The sequence below is a fragment of the Oceanotoga teriensis genome (genome assembly GCF_003148465.1).
Taxonomy (GTDB): Bacteria; Thermotogota; Thermotogae; order Petrotogales; family Petrotogaceae; genus Oceanotoga; species Oceanotoga teriensis.
In genome coordinates, this window is sequence record NZ_QGGI01000004.1 from 132,983 (window position 1) to 157,915 (window position 24,933).

Sequence of the window (24,933 nt, forward strand, 5' to 3'; positions counted from 1 at the left end):
TATATTAAGAAATTTTAAGTAATATTAATTTTTTTTATTTTAAAAATATTTTATAAAGAAAATGAGAAGATATAAATCTTCTCATTTGCATATAGTATCTATAATATTTCTTGCGATAGAGCCTTTTTTAGGTATATCGGGTAAATTATTTTTATCAAACCATTTTGCATCAGTTATTTCAACTCCATCTGGTATTATTTCACCAGAATCATATTCAGCAGTAAAACCAACCATCAAAGAATTAGGAAAAGGCCATGTTTGAGAGTTGAAATATTTAATATTTTTGATTGTTATCCCAATTTCTTCCATTACTTCCCTCTTTACAGTATCTTCAAGGGATTCTCCCCATTCTACGAAACCAGCTATAATAGAATACATATTTTCTTTAAATTTATCATTGTGAGCTAATAGTATTTTATCATCTTTGGTTATTCCAACTATGATTGCGGGAGATATTTCTGGATATATTATAAAACCACATTTATTGCATCTCAAAAATCCTTCAGAAATATTTTCTGTAATTCTTTCACCACATTTACCACAGAATTTATGTTTAGTTTTCCAGTTTATTATTTCAAGAGCTCTTGATAAAATTATAAAATCTTCTTGTTCTATAAAAGGTAATAAATTTCTGAGATTTATTTTTTCAAAAAAAATTTTTTCTTGTTCTTTTATATTAATTGCGAATATTTTTTTTGAATTTAATTTCCCTATATAACTTCTATCTATTAATTCTATATTTTTATTTTGAAGCTCTAAAGGCGTCATATAAAAACAGTTGTTTGTATTTATAAAAATCTCATTATTACTAATACAAACTATTAAAAAATCATTATCTTCTGGAATATCAGGATCCCAATTTATATTTATCATAAAATCCCCCTAAAATTTAATTTTTAAATACATTAAAAATTATACCAAAATTTAATTTTTTTTAGTAATTGAATAATATTTTATAAAAATATATAATTAATATAGAAATAAATAAAGAAAGGAGTAATATGATGAGAAATATTGTTAAAAGAGTCGCTGCAGTACATGATTTATCGGGTTTTGGAAGATCTTCACTCTCGGCAATAACTCCTATTATTTCAACTATGGGAGCCCAAGTCTGTGCAATACCTACAGCAGTTTTATCTACACATACCGGAGGTTTTGAAAATTATAGTTTTGTAGATCTTACAGATTCTATGACTGAATATATTAATCATTGGAAAAGTCTTAATATAGATTTTGACTGTATATATACAGGTTTTTTAGGTTCTCCTAAACAGATCGATATTATTACTGATTTTATAGATTACTTTAAAAAAAATGATAATTTTGTGGTTATAGATCCTGTTATGGCAGATAATGGTGAACTTTATGCCACTATGACTGAAGAAATGGTTATGAAAATGAAAAATTTTATAAAAAAAGCCGATATTATAACTCCAAATTTTACCGAGGCTTGTTTTTTATTGGGAGAGAATTATGAAAAGATTACAGATGAAAAAATATTAAAAGACTGGATGATAAGATTATCTGAAATGGGGCCTCAAATAATAATACTTACAAGTGTACCTGAAAAAAATGAAAAAGACACTTCTACTTTAGCTTATAATAAAAAAGATAATAAATTTTGGAAAGTAAGCTGTCAATACATACCAGCTTTTTACCCAGGTACTGGAGATGTTTTTACATCTGTTATAGTGGGAAGTCTTTTAAATGGAGACTCTTTGCCAATAGCGATAGACAGAGGAGTAAAGTTTATAACTACGGCTATAAGAGCGAGTTATGGTTATGATTATCCAAAAAGAGAAGGTGTTTTATTAGAAAAAGTTTTGGATAGTCTGAAAGTACCAGTTACAATAAGTACATATGAATTAATGTAAATGGAGGGATTAAATTGAATTTATTAGAAAATATGGAGAAGTATGCAGATTTAATTTTAAAAGTTGGAATTAATCTTGAAAAAGGACAGAAATTAGTTATTAAAACCGATACTGATTCTATAGAACTTGCAAGAGTAATTCAAGAAAAAGCATATGATATTGGTGCAAGAGATGTTTATATGGATATCTCTGATTCAAAATCTACTTTAATAAAATTTTTAAAAGCTCCAGATGAAGCTTTTAAAGAATATCCATCTTGGAAGGCAGAAGGAATGGAAAAGCTTGCGGAAGATGGAGCTGCATTTTTATCAATTATCTCTGAAGATCCAGATTTATTCAAAAATGTAAATCCTGATAGACTTTCTAAATGGAATATAACAGCTTCCAAGGCTTTAAAAAAGTATAGAAATATATTGATGAGCGGATCGATAAATTGGTGTGTTGTAGCCTCAGCATCTCAAAGATGGGCTGACAAAGTTTTTCCTAATATAGAAAAAAATAAAAGACTTGAAAAATTATGGGAATATATATTTAAAACAGTAAGAGTAGATAATTTAGACCCTATTTCAGCTTGGAAAATCCATATGCAAAATTTGAATGATAAACTTTCTTATTTAAATAAAAAACAATTTGATAAATTAATATACAATTCTAAAACAGCAAATCTTGAAATAGGATTACCTAAAGATCATATTTGGATTGGAGGGGGCCTAAAAAATACTAAAAGTTTAGTTGAATTTGTTCCAAATCTTCCAACTGAAGAAATATTTACAATGCCTGATAGAAATAGAATAGATGGTATTATAAAATCAACTATGCCACTTTCATATTCTGGAAATATAATAGAAAATTTTGAATTAAAATTTAAAGATGGAAAGGTTATTGATTTTAAAGCTGAAAAAGGTGAAAAAATATTAAGAAGTATTTTAGAAACAGATGAAAATGCTAAATATATTGGAGAAGTAGCTTTAGTACCAGATAATTCACCAATTTCTAATTTGAATTTATTATTTTATAATACTTTATTTGATGAAAATGCATCATGTCATTTGGCTTTTGGAGAGGCTTATAGGTATACTTTGAAAAATGGGTCAAATATGACTGAAGAAGAATTTAGGAATAAAGGTGGAAATACCAGTTTAACTCATGTGGATTTTATGGTAGGTTCTTCGGATCTTGAAATTATTGGTGTTGATAAAGAAGGAAATGAAGAAAAAATATTTTCTGACGGAAATTGGGCTTTTTAGTATTAAAATCAACTCACTAACCAAAAATATCTAACATAAAATATTTACAAGTAATTTAATAATTTATTTAAATTTAATCAGATTTACATTACGATTTAGTATTATGGTGGTATAATGGTTATGTGAGGTGATATGTTTGGATAAACAGTCATTAAAAGAAAAAAATTTAATAGAACAGATTAAAAATCTTGATATTGAAAGTATAGAAAAAGACAATCAAGAAGCAGTTATAAGGTATAAAAAGAAAAAAACACCTAATATTGATAAAGTCATGAAAAAATTGTTTTCTAAAGCATCTAAAAACAGTAACATTCTTTATTATGAAGATATAGATAGAGTTATACCTGTTGAAGCAAATAATGAAATAGACAGTTCTTTTATTGAAAATATTTATAATGAACTTGAAAAAAATGATATAAAAGTTGTGGAAAGAGTAGAAGAAGAATATGATGATGATGAATTTAAGAATGTTTATGCTGAAATAGGTTCAGAAATGTATGATAATATTAGTGTTTCAGACCCTATAAAAATATACCTTAAAGAAATAAGCAGAGTTAAATTGTTAAGTCCTCAGAGAGAAAGAAATCTTGCAAGAAGAGCTCAAAAGAATGATAAACGTGCAAGAGAAGAGTTGATAAAAGCGAATTTGAGACTTGTAATAAGTATAGCGAAAAGATACTCTGGTAGAGGATTGAGTTTTTTAGATTTAATCCAAGAGGGAAATATGGGATTAATAAAGGCGGTAGAAAAGTTTGACTGGACTAAGGGATACAAATTTTCTACTTATGCTTATTGGTGGATAAGACAAGCAGTTACAAGAGCTATTGCTGATTATGGAAGAACTATAAGAATTCCTGTTCATTTAGTTGAAACAATAAATTCTATGAACAAAGTTATAAATGATTTTGTTCAAAATAATGGAAGAAGTCCCGAAGTCGAAGAAATTGCTAAGATCATGAAAAAAACACCCGATAAAATTAAAGAAATATTGAATAATTCTAAAAGTATATTTTCTTTGAATTCTCCTATTTCAAATGATTCGGAAGGAGAAGGAGATTCTGAAATGATAGATTTTATAAAAGACAATGCTCCAACTCCAGAACAAATAGGTGAAAAAATGATTATTAGAGATACCATTGAAGAACTTATAAATCAACTCAAACCGAGAGAAGCTATGGTATTAAAAATGAGATATGGATTTCTTGATGGTAAACAAAAAACATTAGAAGAAGTTGGTGCGTTTTTTAATGTAACGAGAGAAAGGATAAGACAAATAGAAAATAAATCACTTAGAAAACTCAGACATCCAAAGAGAAGTAAAGTAATAAAAAGTCTATTAGAAGATTTCAAATATTAAAAGGAAGAGGTTATCCTCTTCCTTTTTTGATATAATTAATGATAGACAAGGGGGAAGATTAACATGATGAAAATAGGAGAGTTTTCTAAAAAATATGATTTAACGCCAGATACTGTAAGATATTATATATCTGAAGGACTTTTGATACCAAAAAAAATTCATAATCAATATTATTTTGATGAAAAATCTGAAATACAGATTAAAGAAATATTAGAACTCAAGAAATTAAAGTTTACAATATCTGAAATGAAAAAATTAATATCTTTTAATAGAATAAATGAGATATTAAGTGATGATCAAATTTATTTAGATGATTTTCTTGTTCAGAAAGAAAAAGAATTGAATGAAGAAAAAGAGAAGATAGAAAATGCCTTAAAAGTTATAAAAGAAAAGAAAAAACAGATGAGTTCTTTAAAAAAGAAGAAATTTAAATATGGAGTTCCAGTGAATGTTATTAATAATTTTTATTGTCCAACTTGTAAAAAAACATTAAAAATAAATACGTCTCAAATAATAGATAGTAGTATTTTTGATGGTTTTTTAGAATGTGAATGTGGTTATAAAGTTGAAATATCCGAAGGGATAATAAAAGCTCCGGGTTTTGATAATTTTGGTGTTGATAGAATTAAAAAATATGATGAAAATACTAAATTGAAAAAATATAATTCAGAAATAACTCCATATTTTTCAGCATTTTTTAAAAAATTATATGAATATAATATAAACTATGTAAAAGATGATTATAATGAAATACTCGAATTTGAATATGGAGATATAAACTTTCTTAAGTATTTTGATGATAATAAAAAAAAGAAAGTGAATTATTATTTATATAATAAAAGTTATCCAGCTATAAGTTTTGTAAAAAAGAAAATAGAGAAAAGTGAACTTGTTTTAAATCCAATATTTATGTGTGGTGATTTTGATGCATTACCATTTAGAGATAATTTTTTTGATATTATATTCGATATCACAGGGTCTATAAATTATTTATCTTTTTTACAAGAACCAAATTTTTCTGAATATAATAGGGTTTTAAAAGATGAACATTATTGTATTATTCACAGTCTTTTTTATGATGAATGGGCTCAAACTCTTAAAAGTAAAAAAATAAATCCAAATTATTATAAATTAGAGTATTTTAAAGATTTTTTCTTTAAGTCTAAATTTAATTTATTCAAACAATATGATATTGGAAGTATGAAAAAAGCATCAAGCTATGTAACTGTTCATGTTGATGGTGATGAAGTATATTTTAAAAATTTTGTATTTAAAAAATAATATTATAAAAATTTTATAGTATTGCCAGATATATCATCTGATTTTGCGAATAAAATATAACTTTTATCATTTGGATCTTTAATTATGCAGTATAAAAAATTTTTTTTGAAAGTAATTTTTTTGAAATTTATATCTTTATAATATTTTTTCAAAGTAAATAAAAAATTTTCTTTATTATCTGTAATATTTATTTTGAAATAATTTTTTGTTTTTTCTTCTATCCAATTTAAAGCTGTTTTTTCTATAGTTAATAAAGTTTTATTTTTTAAAATATTTTGAAAATTTTCGGCTTTTAGAAGTGAAGGCATTTCATTTAAAAAGTGAAATTTAATGCTATTTTCGTCGATATAAAATATTGTTATTTCATATATATCCATATCGGAAAAGTTTATCAAATAAAATTCTTCATTAGAATTACTATAATTCATAACTTTTTTAAAAAATACTGTTGGTTTTGAAATTGGTAAAGATATTCTATTCAATTTTCTTATTAAAAATAACAATGAAAAAATTAATAAAATTATTGTACATGTTAAAACAAAAACTAAAATAAATTCCATTTTAATCCCCCCTGTTTATAAGATATTTTATCATTTTTAAAGAAAAAATTGACTATTTAACAATAAGAAATAAAAATTAAATACGATATAAATTGACTAATTAAGATATAAGTAGTAAAATAATAATAGAACTTTTAAAATACGCTTAAAAAGCGTATTTAATAAATTCATGGAGGATTTCACATGCTTGAATTAAAGAATATATCTTTTTGTACATCCGAAAAAAATATATTAAATGATTTGAATTATACTTTTGAAAGAGGAAAAACTTATTCGGTTCTCGGCAATAACGGTGTTGGTAAATCGACGCTTGCAAAGATAATAATGGGTCTCAATGGATATTATAAAAATCATAAAGGTGAAATAATTCTTAATAATGAAGATATAACTGATTTAAAAATAGATGAAAGAGCAAGAAAAGGTATAACAATGGCTTGGCAAGAGCCAGCAAGATTCAAGGGAATGTCCGTTATAGATTATTTGAAACTTGGAAATAAAAATCAACTTACAATGAATGATATGATAAAATATTTAAATCTTGTAGGTCTAAATGAAAAATATTTAAATAGAAATGTTGATAAAACTCTTTCTGGAGGAGAGAGAAAAAGGATTGAACTTGCTTCAATAGTTATTTTAAAACCAGAAATTGTTATATTAGATGAGCCTGATTCAGGTATAGATATGATGTCAAATTCTATGATAGATTCAATACTTAAAGAACTTAAAAATAATAATAGTACTGTAATAACTATCACACATAGGGAAGAAATATCATTATTATCAGATAAAGCTATTTTGTTATGCAATGGAATGATAAGAAATGAAGGTACTCCAGAATATATTGGGAATATATATAAAAAATTATGTGATTTTTGTACTAATATCAATGAACCTGCTGAAAAAATAGAGGTGAAAAAAGTTGCAAATTGAAAAGAATTATTCTAAAGAGTTTGAATATATACAAAAAGCTTATGATAAAGCAGGTGGAGATGTAAGTGGACTTCTTACAAAAGATATAGTTTCCATAATTGTTAGTGGACATAAAATTCTTGGAAGAAACACTGTAGAAGGAGTCCATATTGAAGCTGATTGTGATGAAAATCATGTTAAATTGTATTTCAAAGTAGATGATGGGGTTGTTGTGAAAAAACCAGTTCATCTTTGTGTAGGTTATTTAAAAGATTTTGGAGAACAAAATCTTGATTATGAATTTGATATAGGTAACAATGTTATAATAAATTTTATATCGCATTGTTCTTTTCCAGCAGCTAAAGATATTTTGCATAAAATGAAATCTAAGATGATTATAGGAAATAATTCTAAAGTTACTTATGAAGATGTTCATTTTCATAATGAAGAAGGGTTGGTAAATTTAGATACTGATTATGAGACCATTGTTGGAAATAATTCTAAATATGATAATAGATTTACACTTACAAAAACAAGAGTTGGAAATATGAAAATAAAGATGGATGTAGATTTAAAAGACGATGCAAAAGCTTATATTGAAACCAAAGTTAGAGAAAAGAAAGATGATTATGTTGAAATAAATGAGATATTGAGATTAAATGGTAAAAATTCTTCTGGAATAGCTAAAACTTTTGTTATAGCTACAGATGAAAGTAAAGCTAAAGTTATTACAGAAGCTTATGGTAATGGAGATTATTCTAAAGGTCATATAGAATGTGATGAAATAGTGGATGGTCCGAAAGTAGATCTTTCTACAATTCCGCTTTTAAGAGTAAAAAATGAGCTTGCTGAATTAACTCATGAAGCATCTGTTGGAAGGATAAATTCTGATCAACTTGAAACTTTGATGTCAAAAGGACTTACAGAAGAAGAGGCCTCTGAAATGATAATAAAATCAATATTAAAATAAAAAAATCAGGATATTTTCCTGATTTTTTTATTCTTTTTTATTTATACCTAAAATTATTATTATAATTCCTAAAAAAAATAGAAAAACTTCACCAAACCCGCCAAGATTACTCATATCATCGATTAATATAAATCCAGAAATTAGTATTATACTTAAACCGAGTATACAAATTTTTAGCCCTTTCATGAAAACACCTCCATATACTTATTAAAGTTTATCATATTTTATTTTTCTTAACAATATTTTGTAATATCTAAAAATAAAGATGAGAAAATAAGTTTAAATATTAAAGGGGGTGAATCAATGAAAAAAACATTTTTGTTGATTACTGTATTGGTATTAAGTGTATTATCATTTTCTCAGATAAAGTATGTTTTCTTTTTTATTGGAGATGGGATGGCTTTGCCACAAATAAATTCTGCGGAACTCTATCTTACCAAAATTAATAACAAAGACACGAAATTGCAAATGAGCAAATTTGAAGCGCAGGGTATGACAACAACATATTCTCAAGATTCTTTTATAACAGATTCAGCAGCAGCAGGTACTGCTTTAGCAACTGGATATAAAACATTATCGGGTGTAATTAATATGAATGCTGATAAAACGATCAAATATGAAACTATCGCTGAAAGAGCCAAGAAAAATGGAATGAAAGTGGGTATAATATCTTCTGTTTCACTTGATCATGCTACACCAGCAGCGTTTTATGCACATCAATCTTCAAGAAGTAATTATTATGAAATAGCTATGGAACTTGTTGAAAGTGATTTCGATTTTTTTGGTGGTGGTGGAATAAAGTATCCTAAAGGAAAAAGTAAAAACGAAAAAGATTTTTATGAATATGCTGAAGAAAACGGATATAAAATATTAAATACAGAAAAAGAATTTGATAATTTTGAAGATAAAAATCAAAAAGTAATAATAATAAATGAAGATTTATCAAGCGGTTCTGCGATGAAATATGATATAGATAGACAAGATGAATTCTCTCTTTCAGATATAACAAAAAAGGCTATAAATATTCTTGATAATGAAAAAGGTTTTTTTCTAATGGTTGAAGGTGGAAAAATTGACTGGGCTGGACATGCAAATGATGCAGTTACAAATATATATGATACATTAGCTTTTGATGAATCTGTGAAAAAAGCTTATGAATTTTATGAAGAGCATCCAAATGAAACTTTAATAATAGTTACTGGAGATCATGAAACAGGTGGAATGACTATAGGTTTTGCTGGAACAGCTTACTCTACATATTTTGATAGAATTAATAATCAAAAAGTATCTTTTGAAAATTTTGATCAAGTTTTATCGAAATATAAAAAGCAGAATGCATCATTTGAAGATATTAAACATTTAATAAATGAGAATTTTGGATTATTTTTTCCAGAAGATAAAGAAAAAGCTAAAGATAAAGGTATGATATTGAACGATTATGAAGTAAAAAAAATAAAACAAGCATATGATATGTCATGGAAAGATAAAGTGCCAAATACTGAATATACATACTTATTATATGGTGGATATGAACCATTAACTATAACTTTAACTCATATATTAAATGAAAAATCTGGAATATCTTGGACTACATATTCTCATACAGGGGTTCCTGTTGCAACATTTGCACAAGGATATAATTCAGAAATGTTCAATGGATATTATGATAATACAGATATAGCGAAAAAATTATTTCAAATAATAGGGTAATAGTGTAAAATATACAGTTATTATTATGCAGGGATTTATCCCTGCACTTTTTAATTAAGGGGAGTGAATGATTTGAAAATGAAATTAAATATAAATAATGAAAATTTTTTCGTAATTTTTCTATTAATGATAAATGTATTACTCTTTTATATTCCAGTTAATGAAACAAAAAATAATTATGAATATTATAAATCTGAAGTTATTTCTGTAGATAATTCTGAAATTCAACAGTTTGGAATTATAAAACAAGGCGAACAATACGTTGAATTAAAAATACTTAATGGGGAAGACAAAAATAAAATAATTATTTTAAGCAATATTTTAATCGGTAAGATGGAATTAGATAAAAATTTTAAGATTGGAGATAAAGTTTTAATAGAAAAAAACACTAATTCTAATAGTTTAAACTATTCTATAGTAGATTTTTATAGAGCAGATTCACAAATATTGTTAATATTATCATTTTCTATAATACTCATATTAATATCGGGCTGGACCGGAGTAAAATCATTACTTTCATTTACAACAACTATTCTATTTCTATGGAAAATAATGATACCTCTTTTTTTAAAAGGTTATAATCCAATAATAATATCTTTGTTAATAGTTTCGATGTTAACATTTATAATAATTTTTTTGGTTGCAGGATTCAACAAAAAAGGTCTTATTGCTTTTTTGGGAGCTATTTCTGGTGTATTAATAACAATAATAATATCTGAATTGTTTTCAAGACCATTTTATATAAACGGTTCTGTAAAACCATTTTCAGAAACTTTACTTTATTCTGGGTATTATATGCTTGATTTAAATAAATTATTTATAAGTGGAATTTTTTTAGCTTCTTCTGGGGCAGTTATGGATATTTCGATGGATATTTCTGCTTCTATGAATGAGGTGAAAAATAAAGCAAAAAATATAAATTCTAAAGAACTTATAAAATCCGGTTTGAATGTTGGGAAAGCAGTTATAGGAACGATGGCTACTACATTACTTTTAGCCTATTCAGGAGGATATGCAACTTTATTAATGGCTTTTATGGCAAAGAATACTAATGAATTTGCACTAATAAATATAAATTATATATCTTCAGAGATCCTTAATATAATAGTGGGAAGTTTTGGTTTAGTACTTACAGCACCATTAACAGCAATAATAGGTGGATTTATTTTAAGCTTTGAAAAGAAAAATATAATAAAAATTAACAAAAAAGCAAAAAATGTTTCTAAACTTGAATTGTAGAGCTTTTAAGGCATAGGAGAAAACTTAAAATTTTTTAAGTTTTCTCTTAAATATTATTTAGAAGTAATTTTTAACTATTGTTGATAAAATAAAAAAAAAGTGTTATAATAAAAAAAGAAAAATGACCATTGGTCAGAAAGGTGATCTAATGAAAGAAAAAATTCCAGAAAAAATAAATAAAGAAGAAAAACGTCTAATGATAATAGATGCATCTGAAAAATTATTTTTTGAAAAAAATTATGAAGATACAACAATGACAGAAATAGCTAAAAATGCAGGAATAGCTAAAGGAACATTGTATCTTTATTTTTCAAGTAAAAAAGATCTTTATTTTTCTGTTGTTGTAAGAGGTTTAAAACTAATAGAAGATTTAATAAGAAAAAATATAAAAACATGTCATACCGGTATAGAAAAAGTTGTAATGATGGGAAAATCTTATGTAGAATTTTATAAAGAATATCCTGGTTATTATAATTTAATAGTAAATTATGAGTCTCAAAAAGCACATTTGAATCCAGAAGATCCTCTTGTGAGACTTTCTTATGAAAAAAGTGAAATGATATTTGATTATTTAAGTAAGTCAATTATAGAAGGAATAAAAGATAAAACTATAAGAAAAGATGTAGATCCACAAAAATTAGCTATGGTCTTGTGGACTCAAACTACAGGAATGGTTCAGCAAGTAAAACTTAGAGAAATACTTTATAAAAAATGGAGTAATACAACTCCTGAAACTATACTTGATTATTATATAGAGTTAACAAAAAAAACTCTACAAAATAATGAAAGTTAGCCATTGGCTAATTTTTATTTTAAAACAAAATGACCAACGGTCATTTTGTTTTAAATGATTATGACCATTGGTCATAACATTAATTTAATATTTTATTTTAATTTACAGGAGGCTTAAAATGAGAAGAGTAGCTATAACAGGTTTAGGAACTATAAATTCTATTGCAAAAAATATAAACGAATTTGAAACAAGTCTTAGAGAGATGAAAATAGGTATTGATAATATAACCCAATTTGATACTGAAGATCATAAAGTCACTATTGCAGCTGAAATAAAAAATTTTGATCCAAAAGATTATATGGATAGGAAAAAAGCAAGAAGGTATGATAGAGTTTTGCAGTTAGCTATGATAGCTGCTGAAGAAGCTATTAAAAATTCAGGATTAAATGATGAGAATGATGAATGGAGAGAAAATGCTGCAGTTATAATAGCTTCTGGGATAGGTGGATTTAAAACTCTTTATAATGAATTTAATAATATGAATAAAAAAGGGCCAAAATTTGTTAGTCCATTTTTGATTCCAATGATGATAGCTGATATGCCTTCTGGAGTAGTTTCAATAGAAAATAATTTAAAAGGTCCTAATTTTTCTACTATGAGTGCCTGTGCATCTTCAGTTCATGCTTTAATAACTTCAGCTATGCTTATAAAACATGGATATGTTGATATTGCTGTTGCTGGTGGAACAGAAGCTTGCATAGATCCAATGCCAATTGCGGCTTTTGCAAATATGACAGCATTATCTCAAAGAAATGAAGACCCAAAAACTGCTTCAAGACCTTTTGATTTAAATAGAGATGGTTTTGTTATGGGGGAAGGATCTGGAGTTCTAATACTTGAAGAAGAAGAACATGCATTGAAAAGAGGGGCTAAAATTTATGGATATCTTGAGGGATTTGGTATGACAGGAGATGCATATCATATAAGTAAATCAGATCCTGAAGGAAAAGGTGCTGCAAAAGCTGTTCAACTTGCTTTAAATATGGCAAATATAAAATCAGAAGACATAGATTTAATAAATTGTCATGCTACAAGTACACCTGTTGGAGATAAATCAGAAAAAATAGCTCTTGAAAGTGTTTTTAAAGAAAACATATCAAAACCTTATATTCAATCCACTAAAACTCTTATAGGTCATAGTCTTGGAGCGGCAGGAGCTATTGAATTAATAGCCAGTATAATTCAAATGGAAAAAGGTTTTATTCATGGTATGCCAAATTTATTTGAAATTGACGATGATTTTAAAGATTTAAATATAGTGAAAAAAACTGTTGAAAAAGAAACTAAGATTATGTTAAAAAATTCTTTTGGATTTGGTGGACATAATGCATCGATTGTTTATACCAAGAGGTAGGTGAACTTATGAAGATTGGAATAGTAACGGATAATACATGTAATATATCAAAAGAAAAACTTAAAGAATTAAATATTGGTTATGTGCCATTATATATAAATAAAGAAGATGAATTTATAAAAGCAAATAGACTTGATTTAGAAGATTATTATGAATTTATAAAAAATTCAAATTATGTTCCTAAAACTTCACAGCCATCTGTTAAAGATTTTGAAGAAGTTTATACTTATATGATACAAGAGTTTGATTATATAATTTCTGTTCATCTTTCGGCAGTTTTAAGTGGTACATTTAATTCAGCTTTGATGGCGGCAAATATAGTAAATTCGGATAAAATAAAAGTTATAGATTCTAAATTAGCTTCTTGGGCTCTTGGTTTTTTAATTGAAGATTTAGAAAAAAAAATAAAGAATGATGAAAAAAATTTAGAAAGTATAATAAATTTTTGTAAGAATTATTATAAAAGAGTTAAAGTTTATTTCAGTGTTGGAGATTTAAATTATCTTTATAAAGGTGGAAGAATAGGAAAAGCGAAAAGCCTCATGGGAGGACTTTTAAAACTTAAACCAATATTATCATTGAACGATGGAATATTGACACCCATTAAAAATATTAGAGGGATGAAAAAATTAAATAAGGAAATAGTTGATATGAGTTTTGAAAAAAATAAAAATATTAAACATATAATGGTTTTACATACTAATAATAAAGAAATTGCAGAGGATATATATTTAAATATTAAAAATAAAAACATAGATCTTGAAATAAGAAAAGATTATATAGATATTGTCATTGGAACACATTTAGGTCCAGATTCTGGAGGTCTTATAACTGTTTGGGAGGAATCTTAATGCTTATGAACATAGATGAAATAATGGAAATTTTGCCTCATAGATATCCGTTTTTATTAGTAGATAATGTGATTTCTATGGATGAAAAATCAATAAAAGCTGAAAAAATGGTCAGTATAAATGAACCGTATTTTCAAGGACATTTTCCGATGTATCCTTTAATGCCAGGTGTTTTACTTGTTGAAGGAATGGCACAAACAGCTGGAATTCTTCTTTTAAAAGATTATAAAGGACAAAATGTTATACCTTTGTTTATAGGTATAGATAATTGCAGATTTAAAAAAGAAGTGAGGCCTGGTGATAGAATTGTATATGAAGTTAGAATTATTCAAAGCAAAAAAGAAGTTTATAAATTAGAAGCAAAAGTTTTTGTAAGAGAAAAACTTGCAGCTAAAGCTGAAATCATGGCTGGAATAAAAAGGTAAGGTGAATTATTATGGATTTTTCTGAAAATTCTATAGTTAAACTTTTAAATATAAAATATCCCATTATCGAAGGTGGAATGGCTTGGGTTGGAACAGCTAAACTTGCTGCCGAGGTTTCAAATGCTGGAGGACTTGGAACTATTGGTTCTGGAAGTATGACACCAGATATTTTAAAAGAACAAATAAAAAAAATAAAAGAACTTACAAATAAACCTTATGCAGTAAATATTATAATGATAAATCCTTTTATTGAGGATATAATAAATATTGTAATAGAAGAAAAAGTGCCTGTTGTTATAATGGCGGCTGGAAATCCAGGAAAATATATACCTATTTTAAAATCAAATAATATAATAACTGGTGCAGTTGTTTCATCTGAAAATCTTGCTTTAAGGCTTGAAAAAAAAGGAATAGATTTTATAGTAGGTGAAGGAATGGAATGCGGTGGGCATATAGGTGATGTTACCACTATGGTAATAATACCAAAATTAACCTCTATTTTAAAGATTCCTGTAATTGCAGCCGGTGGAATAGCAGATGGAAGAGGTATGGCGGCAGTTTTTATGTTGGGTGCGAGTGGAATTCAAATGGGAACAAGATTTATAGCTTCTTATGAATGTGAAGCACATGAAAATTATAAAAATAAAATTTTAAAGGCTGGTATAAGAGATAGTGTTATAACTGGAATAAAAATGGGACATCCAGCGAGATCTATAAAGAATAAATTTGTGAAAAATATAAATAAGATAGAATCTGAATCAATAGAAGAAGCAGAAAGACTTTTAATAGGAAGTTTAAAAAAAGCTCATATTGATGGAGATAATGATAATGGTTCTTTTATGGCTGGACAAAGTGTTGGATTAATAGAAAATATAAAAAGTGTTAAAGAAATAATAGAAGATTTATGTTCTGATATGGATTATACTATTAAAAATTTTTCGGGGGTGTTATCTAAATGAAGGCTTTAATTTTTCCAGGACAAGGATCTCAAAACTTATCTATGGGTAAAGAATGTATAGCTCTTGATGAAAGATATGAAAAATATTTTGATATAGCAAATGAAATTTTAAATTTTGATATAAAATCTATAATATTTGGTGAAGATATAAATCAACTTACATTAACTGAAAATGCTCAACCTGCAATACTCATATGTAGTTATATAAAGTACATTCACAATGAAAGTAAGTATTTGAATATAAAAGCTTTAGCTGGACATTCTCTTGGCGAATGGACAGCACTTGTAGTTTCAGGAGTTATAAGTTTTGAAGAGGCAGTTGAAGCTGTTCATAGTCGAGGTTTATTTATGAGTAATGCATGTGAACCTAATAAAGGAAGTATGGCTGCTGTTTTAGGAATGAAAATAGAAGAAATAGAAAAAATTTTAAACAATTATGATGATGTTATAATAGCAAATTATAATTCTCCAATGCAAACAGTTATAAGTGGAGAGACAGAACAATTATTAAAATCTATGGACGAACTCAAAGAAAATGGTGCAAAAAGAATAATAAAATTAAATGTTAGTGGTCCATTTCATTCACATCTTTTGAACAAAGCTGAAGAGAATATGAGAATCAAATTAGAGAAAATAAATTTTAAAACGCCAAAAATTCCAATTGTTCAGAATGTAAATGCAAAATTTGAAATAGATCCATATATAATAAAAGAAAATATTATAAAACAAATAACAAGACCTGTAAAATGGGTAGAAAGTATAGAAAATATGAAAGAAAATGGAATAGATGAATTTATAGAAATAGGACCATCAAAAGTTTTAAGTAAAATGATTAAAAATATACTCATGGATGTAAAACTTGAATATGTTTAGGAGTGAATTTATGAATTTAAAAGATAAAATTATTTTAATTACTGGTGCATCAAGGGGTATAGGATTTGAAATAGCGAAAAAATTTATTGAAAATAATGCGATTGTAATAGCCATATCAAGAGATGAAAAAACATTGAATGAAAATAAAAGTGAACTTAAAAATTATATACCTTATCCTTTAGATATAACAGATTCTGAAGGAATAAAAAATTTGAGTACATTTTTAAAAGAAAATTTTGAAAAAGTAGATGTTCTCATCAACAATGCGGGAATTACAAAAGATAATTTTTTGATAAGGATGAAAGAAAAAGATTTTGATGATGTTATAAATATTAATTTAAAAGGAACCTTTCTCATGACAAAGGAAATATCAAAATTTTTTAAAAAACAAAAATATGGTAATATAATAAATATTTCATCAATTGTTGGAATAGAGGGAAATTCTGGTCAAACTAATTATTCTGCTGCAAAAGCTGGAATAATAGGGATGACAAAAACATGGGCAAAAGAACTTACTCTAAGAAATGAAAATATAAGAGTTAATGCAATAGCTCCAGGTTTTATAAAAACAAGTATGACAGAGAACTTATCTGAGACAGTATTAGAAAAAGTTAAGGAAAAATGTTTAATAAAAAGACTTGGTGAAGCTGAAGACATAGCTAATCTTGCTTTATTTCTTGCATCTGACAGATCGTCTTATATAACTGGACAAATTATAAGAGTGGATGGAGGATTAAGTATATAAAAGAGGTTGAAAACAAAATGATAAATCATTTTAGAATAGGAGAATTAAACATAAAATATCCAATAGTTCAAGGAGGAATGGCTGTTGGAATATCTTTAGATAATTTGGCTTCTTCCGTTGCAGAAGCAGGTGGAATAGGGGTAATAGGTACGGCAGGTATAGGATTATTTGAAGATGAAAAAAATTATAAAAAAGCTTGTATAGATGCATTGAGAAAATATATAAAAAGTGCGAAAGAAAAGACTAAAGGTGTTGTTGGAGTAAATATAATGGTAGCATTAAATAATTATGCGGATATGGTTAAAACATCTATTGATGAAGGAATAGATATAATTTTTTCTGGAGCTGGATTACCTTTAGAACTACCATCATATTTAAAAAAAGATAGTAAAACAAAATTAGTTCCAATAATATCATCTTTAAAAGCAGCTCAAGTAATAGTTAAAAGATGGATTAGGAAATATAATTATTTGCCAGATGCTTTTGTTTTAGAAGGACCCAAAGCTGGAGGACATTTAGGATATAAATATGAAAATATATTTGAAGAAAATTATAGCCTTGAAAAAAATATACCAGTATTAAAAAAGTATATGAAAGAATTAAAAGATAATTATCAAAAAGAAATTCCAATAATTGCAGGCGGAGGAATAAACTCCAAAGAGGATGTAGAAAAAGTTTTGAATCTCGGTGCAGATGCGGTTCAAATGGGAACAAGATTTATTGCAACATATGAATGTGATGCTGATATTAATTTTAAAAAAGCTATAATTAATGCAAATGAAAAAGATTTAACAATAATAAAAAGTCCTGTAGGTCTTCCAGGTAGAGCTATAAAAAATGAATTTATAGAATCTTTTAGAAAAGGAGAAAAAAAGCCATTTATATGTAATTATCATTGCATAAAAACATGTGATTTTAAAAATACTCCTTATTGTATTGCTAGAGCTTTGTATAATGCAGCTAAGGGGAATATAGAAGAAGGCTTTGTTTTTTCTGGTTCTTCAGTTGATAAGGTAAATAAAATTCAAAAAGTAAAAGAAATCATAGAAGAAATTTTTGAGGAGGATAAAAATGAGTAGAGAAGAATTATTAAAAAAGGTAGTTTCTATAATATCAGAAAGTTTAGATATTGAAGAAGAAAAGATAAAAGAAGATTCAAGATTAATAGAAGATTTAGATGTTGATTCATTGGAATTAGTAGATTTAACAATGGATTTTGAAACAGAACTTGAGGTAAATATAGAAGATTCTCAAGTTGAAAATATAAGAACGGTAAAGGATATAGTAAATATACTTCAAGAAAAATTAAATTAATAAAAATGAGGATAATTTTATAATTATCCTCATTTTTTTATTTTTCATATACAATGAAATATTTTTCATGATTTATCGAAATAATCCTAAATAAAAAGATATAGCTTTAATAAAAGACAATAATTATTAATAATCTTAAAAATCGAGATGAAAAAAATTTCATTAACTGTTGTATAATAAAAATGGGAGAATATCAAAGGAAAGGGGAGAGTTTATGAAAGTATTAATGACTGGTAATGAAGCTACTGCCAGAGGTGCTTATGAAGCAGGAGTTACATTTGCGTCGGCATACCCTGGAACTCCAAGTACAGAGATTTTAGAAAATCTTGCAAATTATAAAGAAGTTTACTCTGAATGGACTCCAAATGAAAAAGTTGCAATTGAAGTTGGAGTTGGAGCATCTATTGCAGGTGCAAGAAGTTTGTCTGCCATGAAACATGTTGGCTTAAATGTTGCTGCAGACCCTATGTTTACTTATGCATATTTAGGAGTTAATGGAGGATATGTTATAGTAACTGCTGATGATCCTGGTTTACATTCATCGCAAAACGAACAAGATAATAGATATTATGCAAGACATGCTAAGATGCCTTTAATAGAGCCATCAAATTCTCAAGAGGCAAAAGATTTTTTAAAGGAAGCATATAAAATATCAGAAAGATTTGATGTTCCAGTTTTATTCAGATTAACAACTAGAATATGTCATTCAAAAAGTGTTGTAGAACTTGAAGAAAGAAAAGAAGTAGAAAAGAAACCTTATAAAAGAAATATATCTAAATTTGTTGCAACACCAGCAGCTTGTAGAAAGCATCATGTAGAACTCGAAGAAAAGTTAAAAAAATTAGAAGATTTCTCAAGTAATGATACTTGGTTAAACAGAGAAGAAATAAATAACTCAGAAATAGGAATCATAACTTCAGGAATTTCTTATGAATATGCAAAAGAAATTTTTGGAAATGAAGCTTCATACTTAAAATTAGGAATGAGTTTTCCTATACCAAAAGAAAAAATAAAAAATTTTTCTTCCAAGGTAAAAAAACTTTATGTAATAGAAGAAAATGAACCTTTTCTTGAAACAGAAATAAAAGCTATGGGGATAAATGTTATAGGTAAAGAGAAAATACCTTTAACTGGGGAATTAAATCCAGATATAATAGCTGAAAAACTATTGGGAAAAGAAAATAAAAAAATTTCTGTTAATCCGGAAATGATAGTTCCTAGACCTCCTACACTTTGTTCAGGCTGTCCACATAGAGGATTATTTTTTGAATTAAGTAAAAGAAAAAATGCAGTTATAACAGGTGATATAGGTTGTTATACTCTTGGTTCAGCAGATCCTTTAAATGCTATGGATACAGTTATATGTATGGGGGCTGGAATATCTGCAGCTCATGGTTTTTCAAAAGTATTTGAAAAATCTGGAGAAGAAAAAGAAATTTTTGGTATTGTTGGAGATTCAACATTTTTTCATTCGGGTATAACAAGTCTTATAGATATCGTTTATAATAAATCAAAAGTTATATCTATTATACTTGATAATAGAGTTACAGGAATGACAGGACATCAAGAAAATCCTGGAACTGGTTATACTTTAATGGGAGAAAAGACGGAAGAAATAGATATAGAAGCTATTGTTAAAGCTGTAGGAATAAAACATGTTAAAACGGTTGATCCTAACAAACTCGATGAAGTTAGAAGTGCTATAAATGAATTTACAGTATTAGAAGAACCTTCAGTAATAATAACTAAATGGCCTTGTGCATTAAAAAAACTAAGAGAAGAAGAAAAACAAAAATATAAAATTAAAACGGTTAGATATCAAGTAAATCATGAAAAATGTAAAAAATGTAAGATGTGTTTGAAGGTAGGTTGTCCATCAATTTCTTTTGACAAAAATGTAGGATCTATAATAGATATAAATACCTGTGTTGGATGTTCAGTTTGTGCACAAGTTTGTCCTTTTGATGCAATAGAAAAGGCAGGTGTTTGATATGATTAAAGAAACTAAAAATGTTTTACTTGTTGGTGTAGGTGGACAAGGAATAATTTTAACTTCAAAGATAATATCTACGGCACTTTTAAATGCTGGATACGATGTTAAAATGTCTGAAGTTCATGGTATGGCCCAAAGAGGTGGATCTGTTACAACTCAGATAAGATATGGAGAACAAGTTTATTCGCCCATAATCGGAAAAGGGCAAGCCGATGTTTTAATATCATTTGAAAAAATGGAAGCTATGAGATGGATTGAATATTTAAAACCTGATGGATTATTGGTTATAAATGATCATGAAATCCAATCAGCACCTATACTTTCAGGAAAAGCAGAGTATCCAGAAGGAATAATTGAAGAATTAAAAACAAAAGTTAAAACCTTAATAATTCCAGCTACTAAAATTGCGATAGAATTGGGAAATATAAAAACACAAAATATAGTACTTCTTGCACCTTTGACCAAGGCTTTGGGTCTTGAAAATATAGATTGGGAAGAATCAATAAAAAATAATGTTAAAGAGAAATTTATAGATATGAACTTAAAAGCTTATAAAAAAGGACTTGAAATATCCTAAAATAATACCCGGATTTTTAATAATCCGGGTTATTTATAGATCGGGATTTATTTCGTTTGATACTGTAGAAACTATTATTTTAGTATCATTTCCAATTTTAAAAAGTTCTAATACTATATCTTTATAATCTTTTTTCCATACAGTTTTTAAAGTTGCTTGATTGTTGTCAAAAGCATTTTCAAGTTTTCCAATCCAAAAACTGTTACTATAATATATTTCATCTTCATCGGGATTTCCATAAATTTCTATTAATTTGCTCTTTATTTTTTCATAGTCTGAAATCCAATATTTTGCAGAATAATGAACTACTAAGAAATCAGAAATAGTTTTATAAAATAAATCATCATAAAAAAAATAAAAAGAATCTAAAGAGTATTCATTAAATTTTTCTCTGAATAAAAGATAATCCACATCTTTTTTCAATAATAATTCTTTATTATTTTGTTCTATAAAATCTCTTGTTGATCCAAAATATATATCATCATACATTCCATAATATTTTTTTTCTTGTTCTACAAAAGACCAACTACCATTCTCATCAAGTTTTACTTCATTATCATAATATGTAAAAACACTCAAAGGTATAAAAATTAATATAAAAAAAATCAAAAATTTTTTAAAAATGCTATCACCCACCTTCAGATATAAAATCGACTATAAAAATAAAAACTTAAAAAATAAGAGATATTTATAAAACGAAAGATAATCAATTATAATCTAAAATAAATAACAATAACCTATTTAAAATGTAATTTAATTATTAATAATTATAATGTATAATTAAAATGAGAGATGATTCACTTTTACAAAAAGTCGAAAATAAAGTTTATAAAAGTAAAACTAAAGTGAATATTTTCACTTATATAACAAATAAGGAGGTATAGCTGTGAACTTCAACTTGACAAAAGAACAGGAAATTGTAAAAAAAATGGTAAGAGAATTTACAGAAAATGAAGTAAAGCCAATTGCAGCTGAGATAGACCAAACTGAAAGATTTCCTATGGAAAATGTAGAGAAGATGAAGAAATATGGTTTTTTTGGTATGAATATGCCAAAAGAATATGGTGGTGCTGGAACAGATGAAATGAGTTATGTATTAGCTGTAGAAGAGTTATCAAGATATTGTGCTACAACAGGAGTAATTCTTTCTGCACACAATTCTTTAGCTTGTTGGCCTATATATAAATTTGGGACAGAAGAACAAAAACAAAAATACTTAGTTCCTCTTGCAAAAGGTAAGAAATTGGGTTCATTTGCATTAACAGAACCAAATGCTGGAACAGATGCTGCTGGTCAGCAAACTTTCGCAAAAAAAGATGGGGAAGATTGGATAATAAATGGATCAAAAATATTTATAACAAATGGTAAGTATGCGGATATATATGTTATTTTTGCTATGACAGAACCTAGTAAAGGAACTAGAGGAATAAGTGCCTTTATAATAGAAAAAGGAATGGAAGGTTTTTCAATAGGTAAAATAGAAGACAAAATGGGAATAAGAGGATCAGCTACCGCAGAACTCATATTTCAAAATTTAAGAGTACCTAAAGAAAATATGTTGGGTCAAGAAGGAAAAGGTTTTAAAATTGCTATGCAAACTTTAGATGGCGGAAGAATAGGTATAGCTGCTCAAGCATTAGGTATAGCTCAAGGTGCAATGGATGAAACTTTGAATTATATCAATCAAAGAGAACAATTTGGCAGATCTATAAGTAAATTTCAAGCATTACAATTTAATATAGCTGATATGGAAACTCAAATACAAGCTGCAAGACTATTAGTTTATCAATCTGCTCAGGCAAAAAATGATGGACAACCTTATTCAAAGCTTGCGGCTATGGCAAAATTATTTGCTGCTGAAACAGCGATGTTTGTAACTACAAAAGCGGTTCAACTTCATGGTGGTTATGGATATACTAAAGATTATCCAGTTGAAAGAATGATGAGAGATGCTAAAATTACAGAAATATATGAAGGAACTTCTGAAGTTCAAAGAATGGTTATAGCAGCTAATACGATAAAGTAAAAAGGAGGAAAATAAAATTGAAAATAATAGTTTGTGTAAAGCAAGTACCAGACACAACAGAATTAAAAATAGATCCTATCACAGGGACATTAATTAGAAAAGGTGTACCAAGTATAATGAATCCAGATGATAAAAATGCATTGGAAGAAGCTTTAAAGATAAAGGATGAAAATAAAGATACTCATATAACTGTAATTTCTATGGGACCTACTCAAGCTAAAGAAGTTTTGAATGAAGCATTGGCTATGGGTGCTGATGAAGCAATATTGTTGAGTGATAGATTTTTTGGTGGTTCTGACACATGGGCAACATCAGAAACAATAGCAGCTGGAATAAAAAAAATAGGTGATTTCGATATAATTTTTGCTGGTAGACAGGCGATAGATGGTGATACTGCACAGGTAGGACCTCAAATAGCCGAAAGATTAAATATACCTCAAATAACATACGTTAAAAATTTTAAAATAAATGAAGATAAAATAATTGTTGAAAGAGCTTTAGAAGATGGTTATGAAATAATTGAAACACAAACACCTGTTTTATTGACAGCTATAAAAGAATTGAATAAACCAAGATATATGAATATGGCGGGAATATTTGAAGCTTTTGGAAATGATAAAGTAAAAGTTTGGGGACTCGATGATTTAGATGTTGATAGAATGAATATAGGTTTAAAAGGCTCACCAACACAAGTAAAAAAATCTTTCACACCTGAACCTAAAGGTAAAGGACAGATGTTAGAAGGAAATAATGAAGAAAAGGCACAGAAATTAATAGTTGAATTGAAAAGAAAACACGTATTATAAGGAGGTAAGAAAATGGCTTATGTAGATCCTGCTAAAAATGAACATTCTTTATATAAAGGAGTATGGATATTTGCAGAGCAAAGAGAAAGAAAATTAATGCCTGTTGTATATGAACTTCTTGGCGAAGCAAGAAAAATGGCGGATAAATTAAATGTAGAAGTAGTAGCCGTATTGATAGGAGATAAAGTTGAACACTTAAGTCAAGATCTTATAAATCATGGTGCAGATGAAGTATTGCTTTATGAGAATAAAGCTATAAAGAATTATACTACTGAAGCTTATTCAAAAATAATATCTAAAATGATAGAAGAAAAGAAACCAGAGATAATTTTATTGGGAGCAACACATATAGGAAGAGATTTAGCACCAAGAATTGCTGCAAGAACGGCTACAGGGTTGACAGCTGATTGTACAAATCTTGAAATAGATGAAGAAGATGGAAAATTACTTATGACAAGACCGGCATTTGGTGGAAACATAATGGCTACAATAGTTTGTCCAAATCATAGACCTCAGATGTCTACTGTTAGACCTGGTGTTATGAAAAAAGCAGAAGAAGATAAATCGAGAAGTGGGAAGATCACAAAATTTGATTATGCTTTAAACGAAGAAGAAATAAGGACAAAAATAATAGAGATAATAAAAGAAGCTAAACATGATGTAGCAATAGAAGAAGCAGAAATAATAGTTGCTGGTGGAAGAGGTTTGGCTAAAAAAGAAGGGTTTGAACTTTTAGAAAGGTTAGCAAAAAAACTTGGTGGTGTTGTAGGAGCTTCAAGAGCTACAGTTGATTCAGGATGGATATCTCAAGCTCATCAAGTTGGGCAAACTGGTAAAACAGTTAGACCTAAATTATATATAGCATGTGGAATTTCAGGTGCCATTCAACATATAGCAGGGATGAAGGACTCAGAATATATAGTTGCAATAAACAAAAATCCAGACGCTGCTATATTTAAAGTAGCTGATTATGGCATAGTGGGAGATTTATATGATATTATTCCAAAAATTATAGATTCCATAGATAATATAGATGAACTTGAAAAAATTATTTGATAAGGGGGTAGTCTT

The 24,933-nt window shown here is 27.3% G+C and carries 26 protein-coding genes; 22 read left to right on the forward strand and 4 right to left on the reverse strand.

Translation table 11 applies throughout. The features are described 5' to 3' along the window. Window positions 1–81: 81 nt before the first annotated feature. The gene (gene nudC, locus C7380_RS04260) at window positions 82–873 is read right to left on the reverse strand and encodes an NAD(+) diphosphatase (protein ID WP_109604240.1); all 792 of its coding nucleotides are present in this window, start codon (window positions 871–873) and stop codon (window positions 82–84) included. Between the two features lie 131 nt (window positions 874–1,004). On the opposite strand from nudC, the gene C7380_RS04265 reads away from it, so the two are divergent. The 4 genes from C7380_RS04265 to C7380_RS04280 all read left to right on the forward strand — a co-directional run bounded on the left by C7380_RS04265 (window position 1,005) and on the right by C7380_RS04280 (window position 5,759). Continuing rightward, window positions 1,005–1,874 carry a pyridoxamine kinase gene (locus C7380_RS04265; RefSeq protein WP_109604241.1) on the forward strand — a complete coding sequence of 290 codons (870 nt, stop codon included), beginning with the start codon at window positions 1,005–1,007 and terminating at the stop codon, window positions 1,872–1,874. Window positions 1,875–1,888: 14 nt separating this feature from the next. Further along, window positions 1,889–3,121: an aminopeptidase gene (locus C7380_RS04270; RefSeq protein WP_206050517.1), complete on the forward strand. Its 1,233-nt coding sequence runs from the start codon at window positions 1,889–1,891 to the stop codon at window positions 3,119–3,121. A gap of 136 nt (window positions 3,122–3,257) precedes the next feature. Further along, window positions 3,258–4,478: a sigma-70 family RNA polymerase sigma factor gene (locus C7380_RS04275; RefSeq protein WP_240597490.1), complete on the forward strand. Its 1,221-nt coding sequence runs from the start codon at window positions 3,258–3,260 to the stop codon at window positions 4,476–4,478. 63 nt (window positions 4,479–4,541) lie between these two features. Further along, window positions 4,542–5,759 (forward strand): MerR family transcriptional regulator, encoded by a 1,218-nt coding sequence (locus C7380_RS04280; RefSeq protein ID WP_109604242.1) that lies wholly within the window; start codon window positions 4,542–4,544, stop codon window positions 5,757–5,759. Window positions 5,760–5,761: 2 nt separating this feature from the next. Here the strand turns inward: C7380_RS04280 and C7380_RS04285 are convergent, their stop codons facing one another. Further along, window positions 5,762–6,319, reverse strand: coding sequence for a hypothetical protein (locus C7380_RS04285; RefSeq protein WP_109604243.1), 558 nt, complete (start codon window positions 6,317–6,319; stop codon window positions 5,762–5,764). Between the two features lie 183 nt (window positions 6,320–6,502). On the opposite strand from C7380_RS04285, the gene C7380_RS04290 reads away from it, so the two are divergent. After that, window positions 6,503–7,249: an ATP-binding cassette domain-containing protein gene (locus tag C7380_RS04290; protein WP_109604244.1), complete on the forward strand. Its 747-nt coding sequence runs from the start codon at window positions 6,503–6,505 to the stop codon at window positions 7,247–7,249. Next, a complete protein-coding gene (locus C7380_RS04295) occupies window positions 7,239–8,198 on the forward strand; it encodes a SufB/SufD family protein (protein ID WP_109604245.1) in 960 nt (319 codons plus the stop codon). Before C7380_RS04290 ends, C7380_RS04295 begins: the two co-directional genes overlap by 11 nt. Before the next feature lie 27 nt (window positions 8,199–8,225). Here C7380_RS04295 and C7380_RS13600 read toward each other — a convergent pair whose 3' ends face one another. Next, window positions 8,226–8,384 carry a hypothetical protein gene (locus tag C7380_RS13600; protein WP_170110815.1) on the reverse strand — a complete coding sequence of 53 codons (159 nt, stop codon included), beginning with the start codon at window positions 8,382–8,384 and terminating at the stop codon, window positions 8,226–8,228. Between the two features lie 117 nt (window positions 8,385–8,501). Between C7380_RS13600 and C7380_RS04300 the strand changes: the two genes are divergently transcribed. The 13 genes from C7380_RS04300 to C7380_RS04360 all read left to right on the forward strand — a co-directional run bounded on the left by C7380_RS04300 (window position 8,502) and on the right by C7380_RS04360 (window position 21,030). Then, the gene (locus tag C7380_RS04300; RefSeq protein WP_109604246.1) at window positions 8,502–9,908 is read left to right on the forward strand and encodes an alkaline phosphatase; all 1,407 of its coding nucleotides are present in this window, start codon (window positions 8,502–8,504) and stop codon (window positions 9,906–9,908) included. A gap of 78 nt (window positions 9,909–9,986) precedes the next feature. Beyond that, window positions 9,987–11,147, forward strand: a complete 1,161-nt coding sequence (locus C7380_RS04305; RefSeq protein ID WP_109604289.1) for a YibE/F family protein — start codon at window positions 9,987–9,989, stop codon at window positions 11,145–11,147. 148 nt (window positions 11,148–11,295) lie between these two features. Then, a complete protein-coding gene (locus C7380_RS04310; RefSeq protein WP_158274778.1) occupies window positions 11,296–11,940 on the forward strand; it encodes a TetR/AcrR family transcriptional regulator in 645 nt (214 codons plus the stop codon). Window positions 11,941–12,058: 118 nt separating this feature from the next. Beyond that, complete coding sequence (gene fabF / locus C7380_RS04315) at window positions 12,059–13,294, forward strand: beta-ketoacyl-ACP synthase II (protein WP_109604248.1); 1,236 nt, start codon at window positions 12,059–12,061, stop codon at window positions 13,292–13,294. An 8-nt stretch (window positions 13,295–13,302) separates the two neighbouring features. Further along, the gene (locus C7380_RS04320; RefSeq protein WP_109604249.1) at window positions 13,303–14,145 is read left to right on the forward strand and encodes a DegV family protein; all 843 of its coding nucleotides are present in this window, start codon (window positions 13,303–13,305) and stop codon (window positions 14,143–14,145) included. A gap of 5 nt (window positions 14,146–14,150) precedes the next feature. After that, the gene (gene fabZ / locus C7380_RS04325) at window positions 14,151–14,570 is read left to right on the forward strand and encodes a 3-hydroxyacyl-ACP dehydratase FabZ (RefSeq protein WP_109604290.1); all 420 of its coding nucleotides are present in this window, start codon (window positions 14,151–14,153) and stop codon (window positions 14,568–14,570) included. Between the two features lie 11 nt (window positions 14,571–14,581). Next, a complete protein-coding gene (locus C7380_RS04330) occupies window positions 14,582–15,529 on the forward strand; it encodes a nitronate monooxygenase (protein WP_109604250.1) in 948 nt (315 codons plus the stop codon). After that, window positions 15,526–16,401, forward strand: coding sequence for an ACP S-malonyltransferase (gene fabD, locus C7380_RS04335; RefSeq protein ID WP_109604251.1), 876 nt, complete (start codon window positions 15,526–15,528; stop codon window positions 16,399–16,401). Before C7380_RS04330 ends, fabD begins: the two co-directional genes overlap by 4 nt. A 10-nt stretch (window positions 16,402–16,411) precedes the next feature. Next, window positions 16,412–17,146 carry a 3-oxoacyl-[acyl-carrier-protein] reductase gene (fabG, locus tag C7380_RS04340; protein ID WP_109604252.1) on the forward strand — a complete coding sequence of 245 codons (735 nt, stop codon included), beginning with the start codon at window positions 16,412–16,414 and terminating at the stop codon, window positions 17,144–17,146. Between the two features lie 17 nt (window positions 17,147–17,163). Next, the gene (locus C7380_RS04345) at window positions 17,164–18,225 is read left to right on the forward strand and encodes an NAD(P)H-dependent flavin oxidoreductase (RefSeq protein ID WP_109604253.1); all 1,062 of its coding nucleotides are present in this window, start codon (window positions 17,164–17,166) and stop codon (window positions 18,223–18,225) included. Next, window positions 18,218–18,460 (forward strand): acyl carrier protein, encoded by a 243-nt coding sequence (locus tag C7380_RS04350; protein ID WP_109604254.1) that lies wholly within the window; start codon window positions 18,218–18,220, stop codon window positions 18,458–18,460. The genes C7380_RS04345 and C7380_RS04350 overlap by 8 nt, the downstream gene beginning before the upstream one ends. Before the next feature lie 214 nt (window positions 18,461–18,674). After that, a complete protein-coding gene (gene iorA / locus C7380_RS04355; protein ID WP_109604255.1) occupies window positions 18,675–20,450 on the forward strand; it encodes an indolepyruvate ferredoxin oxidoreductase subunit alpha in 1,776 nt (591 codons plus the stop codon). Window positions 20,451–20,454: 4 nt separating this feature from the next. Then, on the forward strand, window positions 20,455–21,030 hold the full coding sequence (locus C7380_RS04360) for an indolepyruvate oxidoreductase subunit beta (protein ID WP_109604291.1): 576 nt from the start codon (window positions 20,455–20,457) through the stop codon (window positions 21,028–21,030). 33 nt (window positions 21,031–21,063) lie between these two features. On the opposite strand, the gene C7380_RS04365 is transcribed toward C7380_RS04360, so the two are convergent. After that, window positions 21,064–21,639 carry a hypothetical protein gene (locus C7380_RS04365; RefSeq protein ID WP_109604256.1) on the reverse strand — a complete coding sequence of 192 codons (576 nt, stop codon included), beginning with the start codon at window positions 21,637–21,639 and terminating at the stop codon, window positions 21,064–21,066. A 277-nt stretch (window positions 21,640–21,916) separates the two neighbouring features. Between C7380_RS04365 and C7380_RS04370 the strand changes: the two genes are divergently transcribed. The 3 genes from C7380_RS04370 to C7380_RS04380 are packed head-to-tail and all read left to right on the forward strand — an operon-like array spanning window position 21,917 to window position 24,918. Beyond that, window positions 21,917–23,056, forward strand: a complete 1,140-nt coding sequence (locus tag C7380_RS04370) for an acyl-CoA dehydrogenase (protein WP_109604257.1) — start codon at window positions 21,917–21,919, stop codon at window positions 23,054–23,056. 17 nt (window positions 23,057–23,073) lie between these two features. Beyond that, complete coding sequence (gene etfB, locus C7380_RS04375; RefSeq protein ID WP_109604258.1) at window positions 23,074–23,862, forward strand: electron transfer flavoprotein subunit beta; 789 nt, start codon at window positions 23,074–23,076, stop codon at window positions 23,860–23,862. Window positions 23,863–23,874: 12 nt separating this feature from the next. After that, window positions 23,875–24,918 (forward strand): electron transfer flavoprotein subunit alpha/FixB family protein, encoded by a 1,044-nt coding sequence (locus C7380_RS04380; protein WP_109604259.1) that lies wholly within the window; start codon window positions 23,875–23,877, stop codon window positions 24,916–24,918. Window positions 24,919–24,933 lie beyond the last annotated feature (15 nt).

Bases quoted from the DNA above. Each gene is read 5' to 3' on its own strand.
- nudC (WP_109604240.1), bottom strand. From the start codon at position 873: ATGATAAATATAAATTGGGATCCTGATATTCCAGAAGATAATGATTTT.
- C7380_RS04265 (WP_109604241.1), top strand. From the start codon at position 1,005: ATGAGAAATATTGTTAAAAGAGTCGCTGCAGTACATGATTTATCGGGT.
- C7380_RS04280 (WP_109604242.1), top strand. From the start codon at position 4,542: ATGATGAAAATAGGAGAGTTTTCTAAAAAATATGATTTAACGCCAGAT.
- C7380_RS04285 (WP_109604243.1), bottom strand. From the start codon at position 6,319: ATGGAATTTATTTTAGTTTTTGTTTTAACATGTACAATAATTTTATTA.
- C7380_RS04290 (WP_109604244.1), top strand. From the start codon at position 6,503: ATGCTTGAATTAAAGAATATATCTTTTTGTACATCCGAAAAAAATATA.
- C7380_RS13600 (WP_170110815.1), bottom strand. From the start codon at position 8,384: ATGAAAGGGCTAAAAATTTGTATACTCGGTTTAAGTATAATACTAATT.
- C7380_RS04300 (WP_109604246.1), top strand. From the start codon at position 8,502: ATGAAAAAAACATTTTTGTTGATTACTGTATTGGTATTAAGTGTATTA.
- C7380_RS04305 (WP_109604289.1), top strand. From the start codon at position 9,987: ATGAAATTAAATATAAATAATGAAAATTTTTTCGTAATTTTTCTATTA.
- C7380_RS04310 (WP_158274778.1), top strand. From the start codon at position 11,296: ATGAAAGAAAAAATTCCAGAAAAAATAAATAAAGAAGAAAAACGTCTA.
- fabF (WP_109604248.1), top strand. From the start codon at position 12,059: ATGAGAAGAGTAGCTATAACAGGTTTAGGAACTATAAATTCTATTGCA.
- C7380_RS04320 (WP_109604249.1), top strand. From the start codon at position 13,303: ATGAAGATTGGAATAGTAACGGATAATACATGTAATATATCAAAAGAA.
- fabZ (WP_109604290.1), top strand. From the start codon at position 14,151: ATGAACATAGATGAAATAATGGAAATTTTGCCTCATAGATATCCGTTT.
- C7380_RS04330 (WP_109604250.1), top strand. From the start codon at position 14,582: ATGGATTTTTCTGAAAATTCTATAGTTAAACTTTTAAATATAAAATAT.
- fabD (WP_109604251.1), top strand. From the start codon at position 15,526: ATGAAGGCTTTAATTTTTCCAGGACAAGGATCTCAAAACTTATCTATG.
- fabG (WP_109604252.1), top strand. From the start codon at position 16,412: ATGAATTTAAAAGATAAAATTATTTTAATTACTGGTGCATCAAGGGGT.
- C7380_RS04345 (WP_109604253.1), top strand. From the start codon at position 17,164: ATGATAAATCATTTTAGAATAGGAGAATTAAACATAAAATATCCAATA.
- C7380_RS04350 (WP_109604254.1), top strand. From the start codon at position 18,218: ATGAGTAGAGAAGAATTATTAAAAAAGGTAGTTTCTATAATATCAGAA.
- iorA (WP_109604255.1), top strand. From the start codon at position 18,675: ATGAAAGTATTAATGACTGGTAATGAAGCTACTGCCAGAGGTGCTTAT.
- C7380_RS04380 (WP_109604259.1), top strand. From the start codon at position 23,875: ATGGCTTATGTAGATCCTGCTAAAAATGAACATTCTTTATATAAAGGA.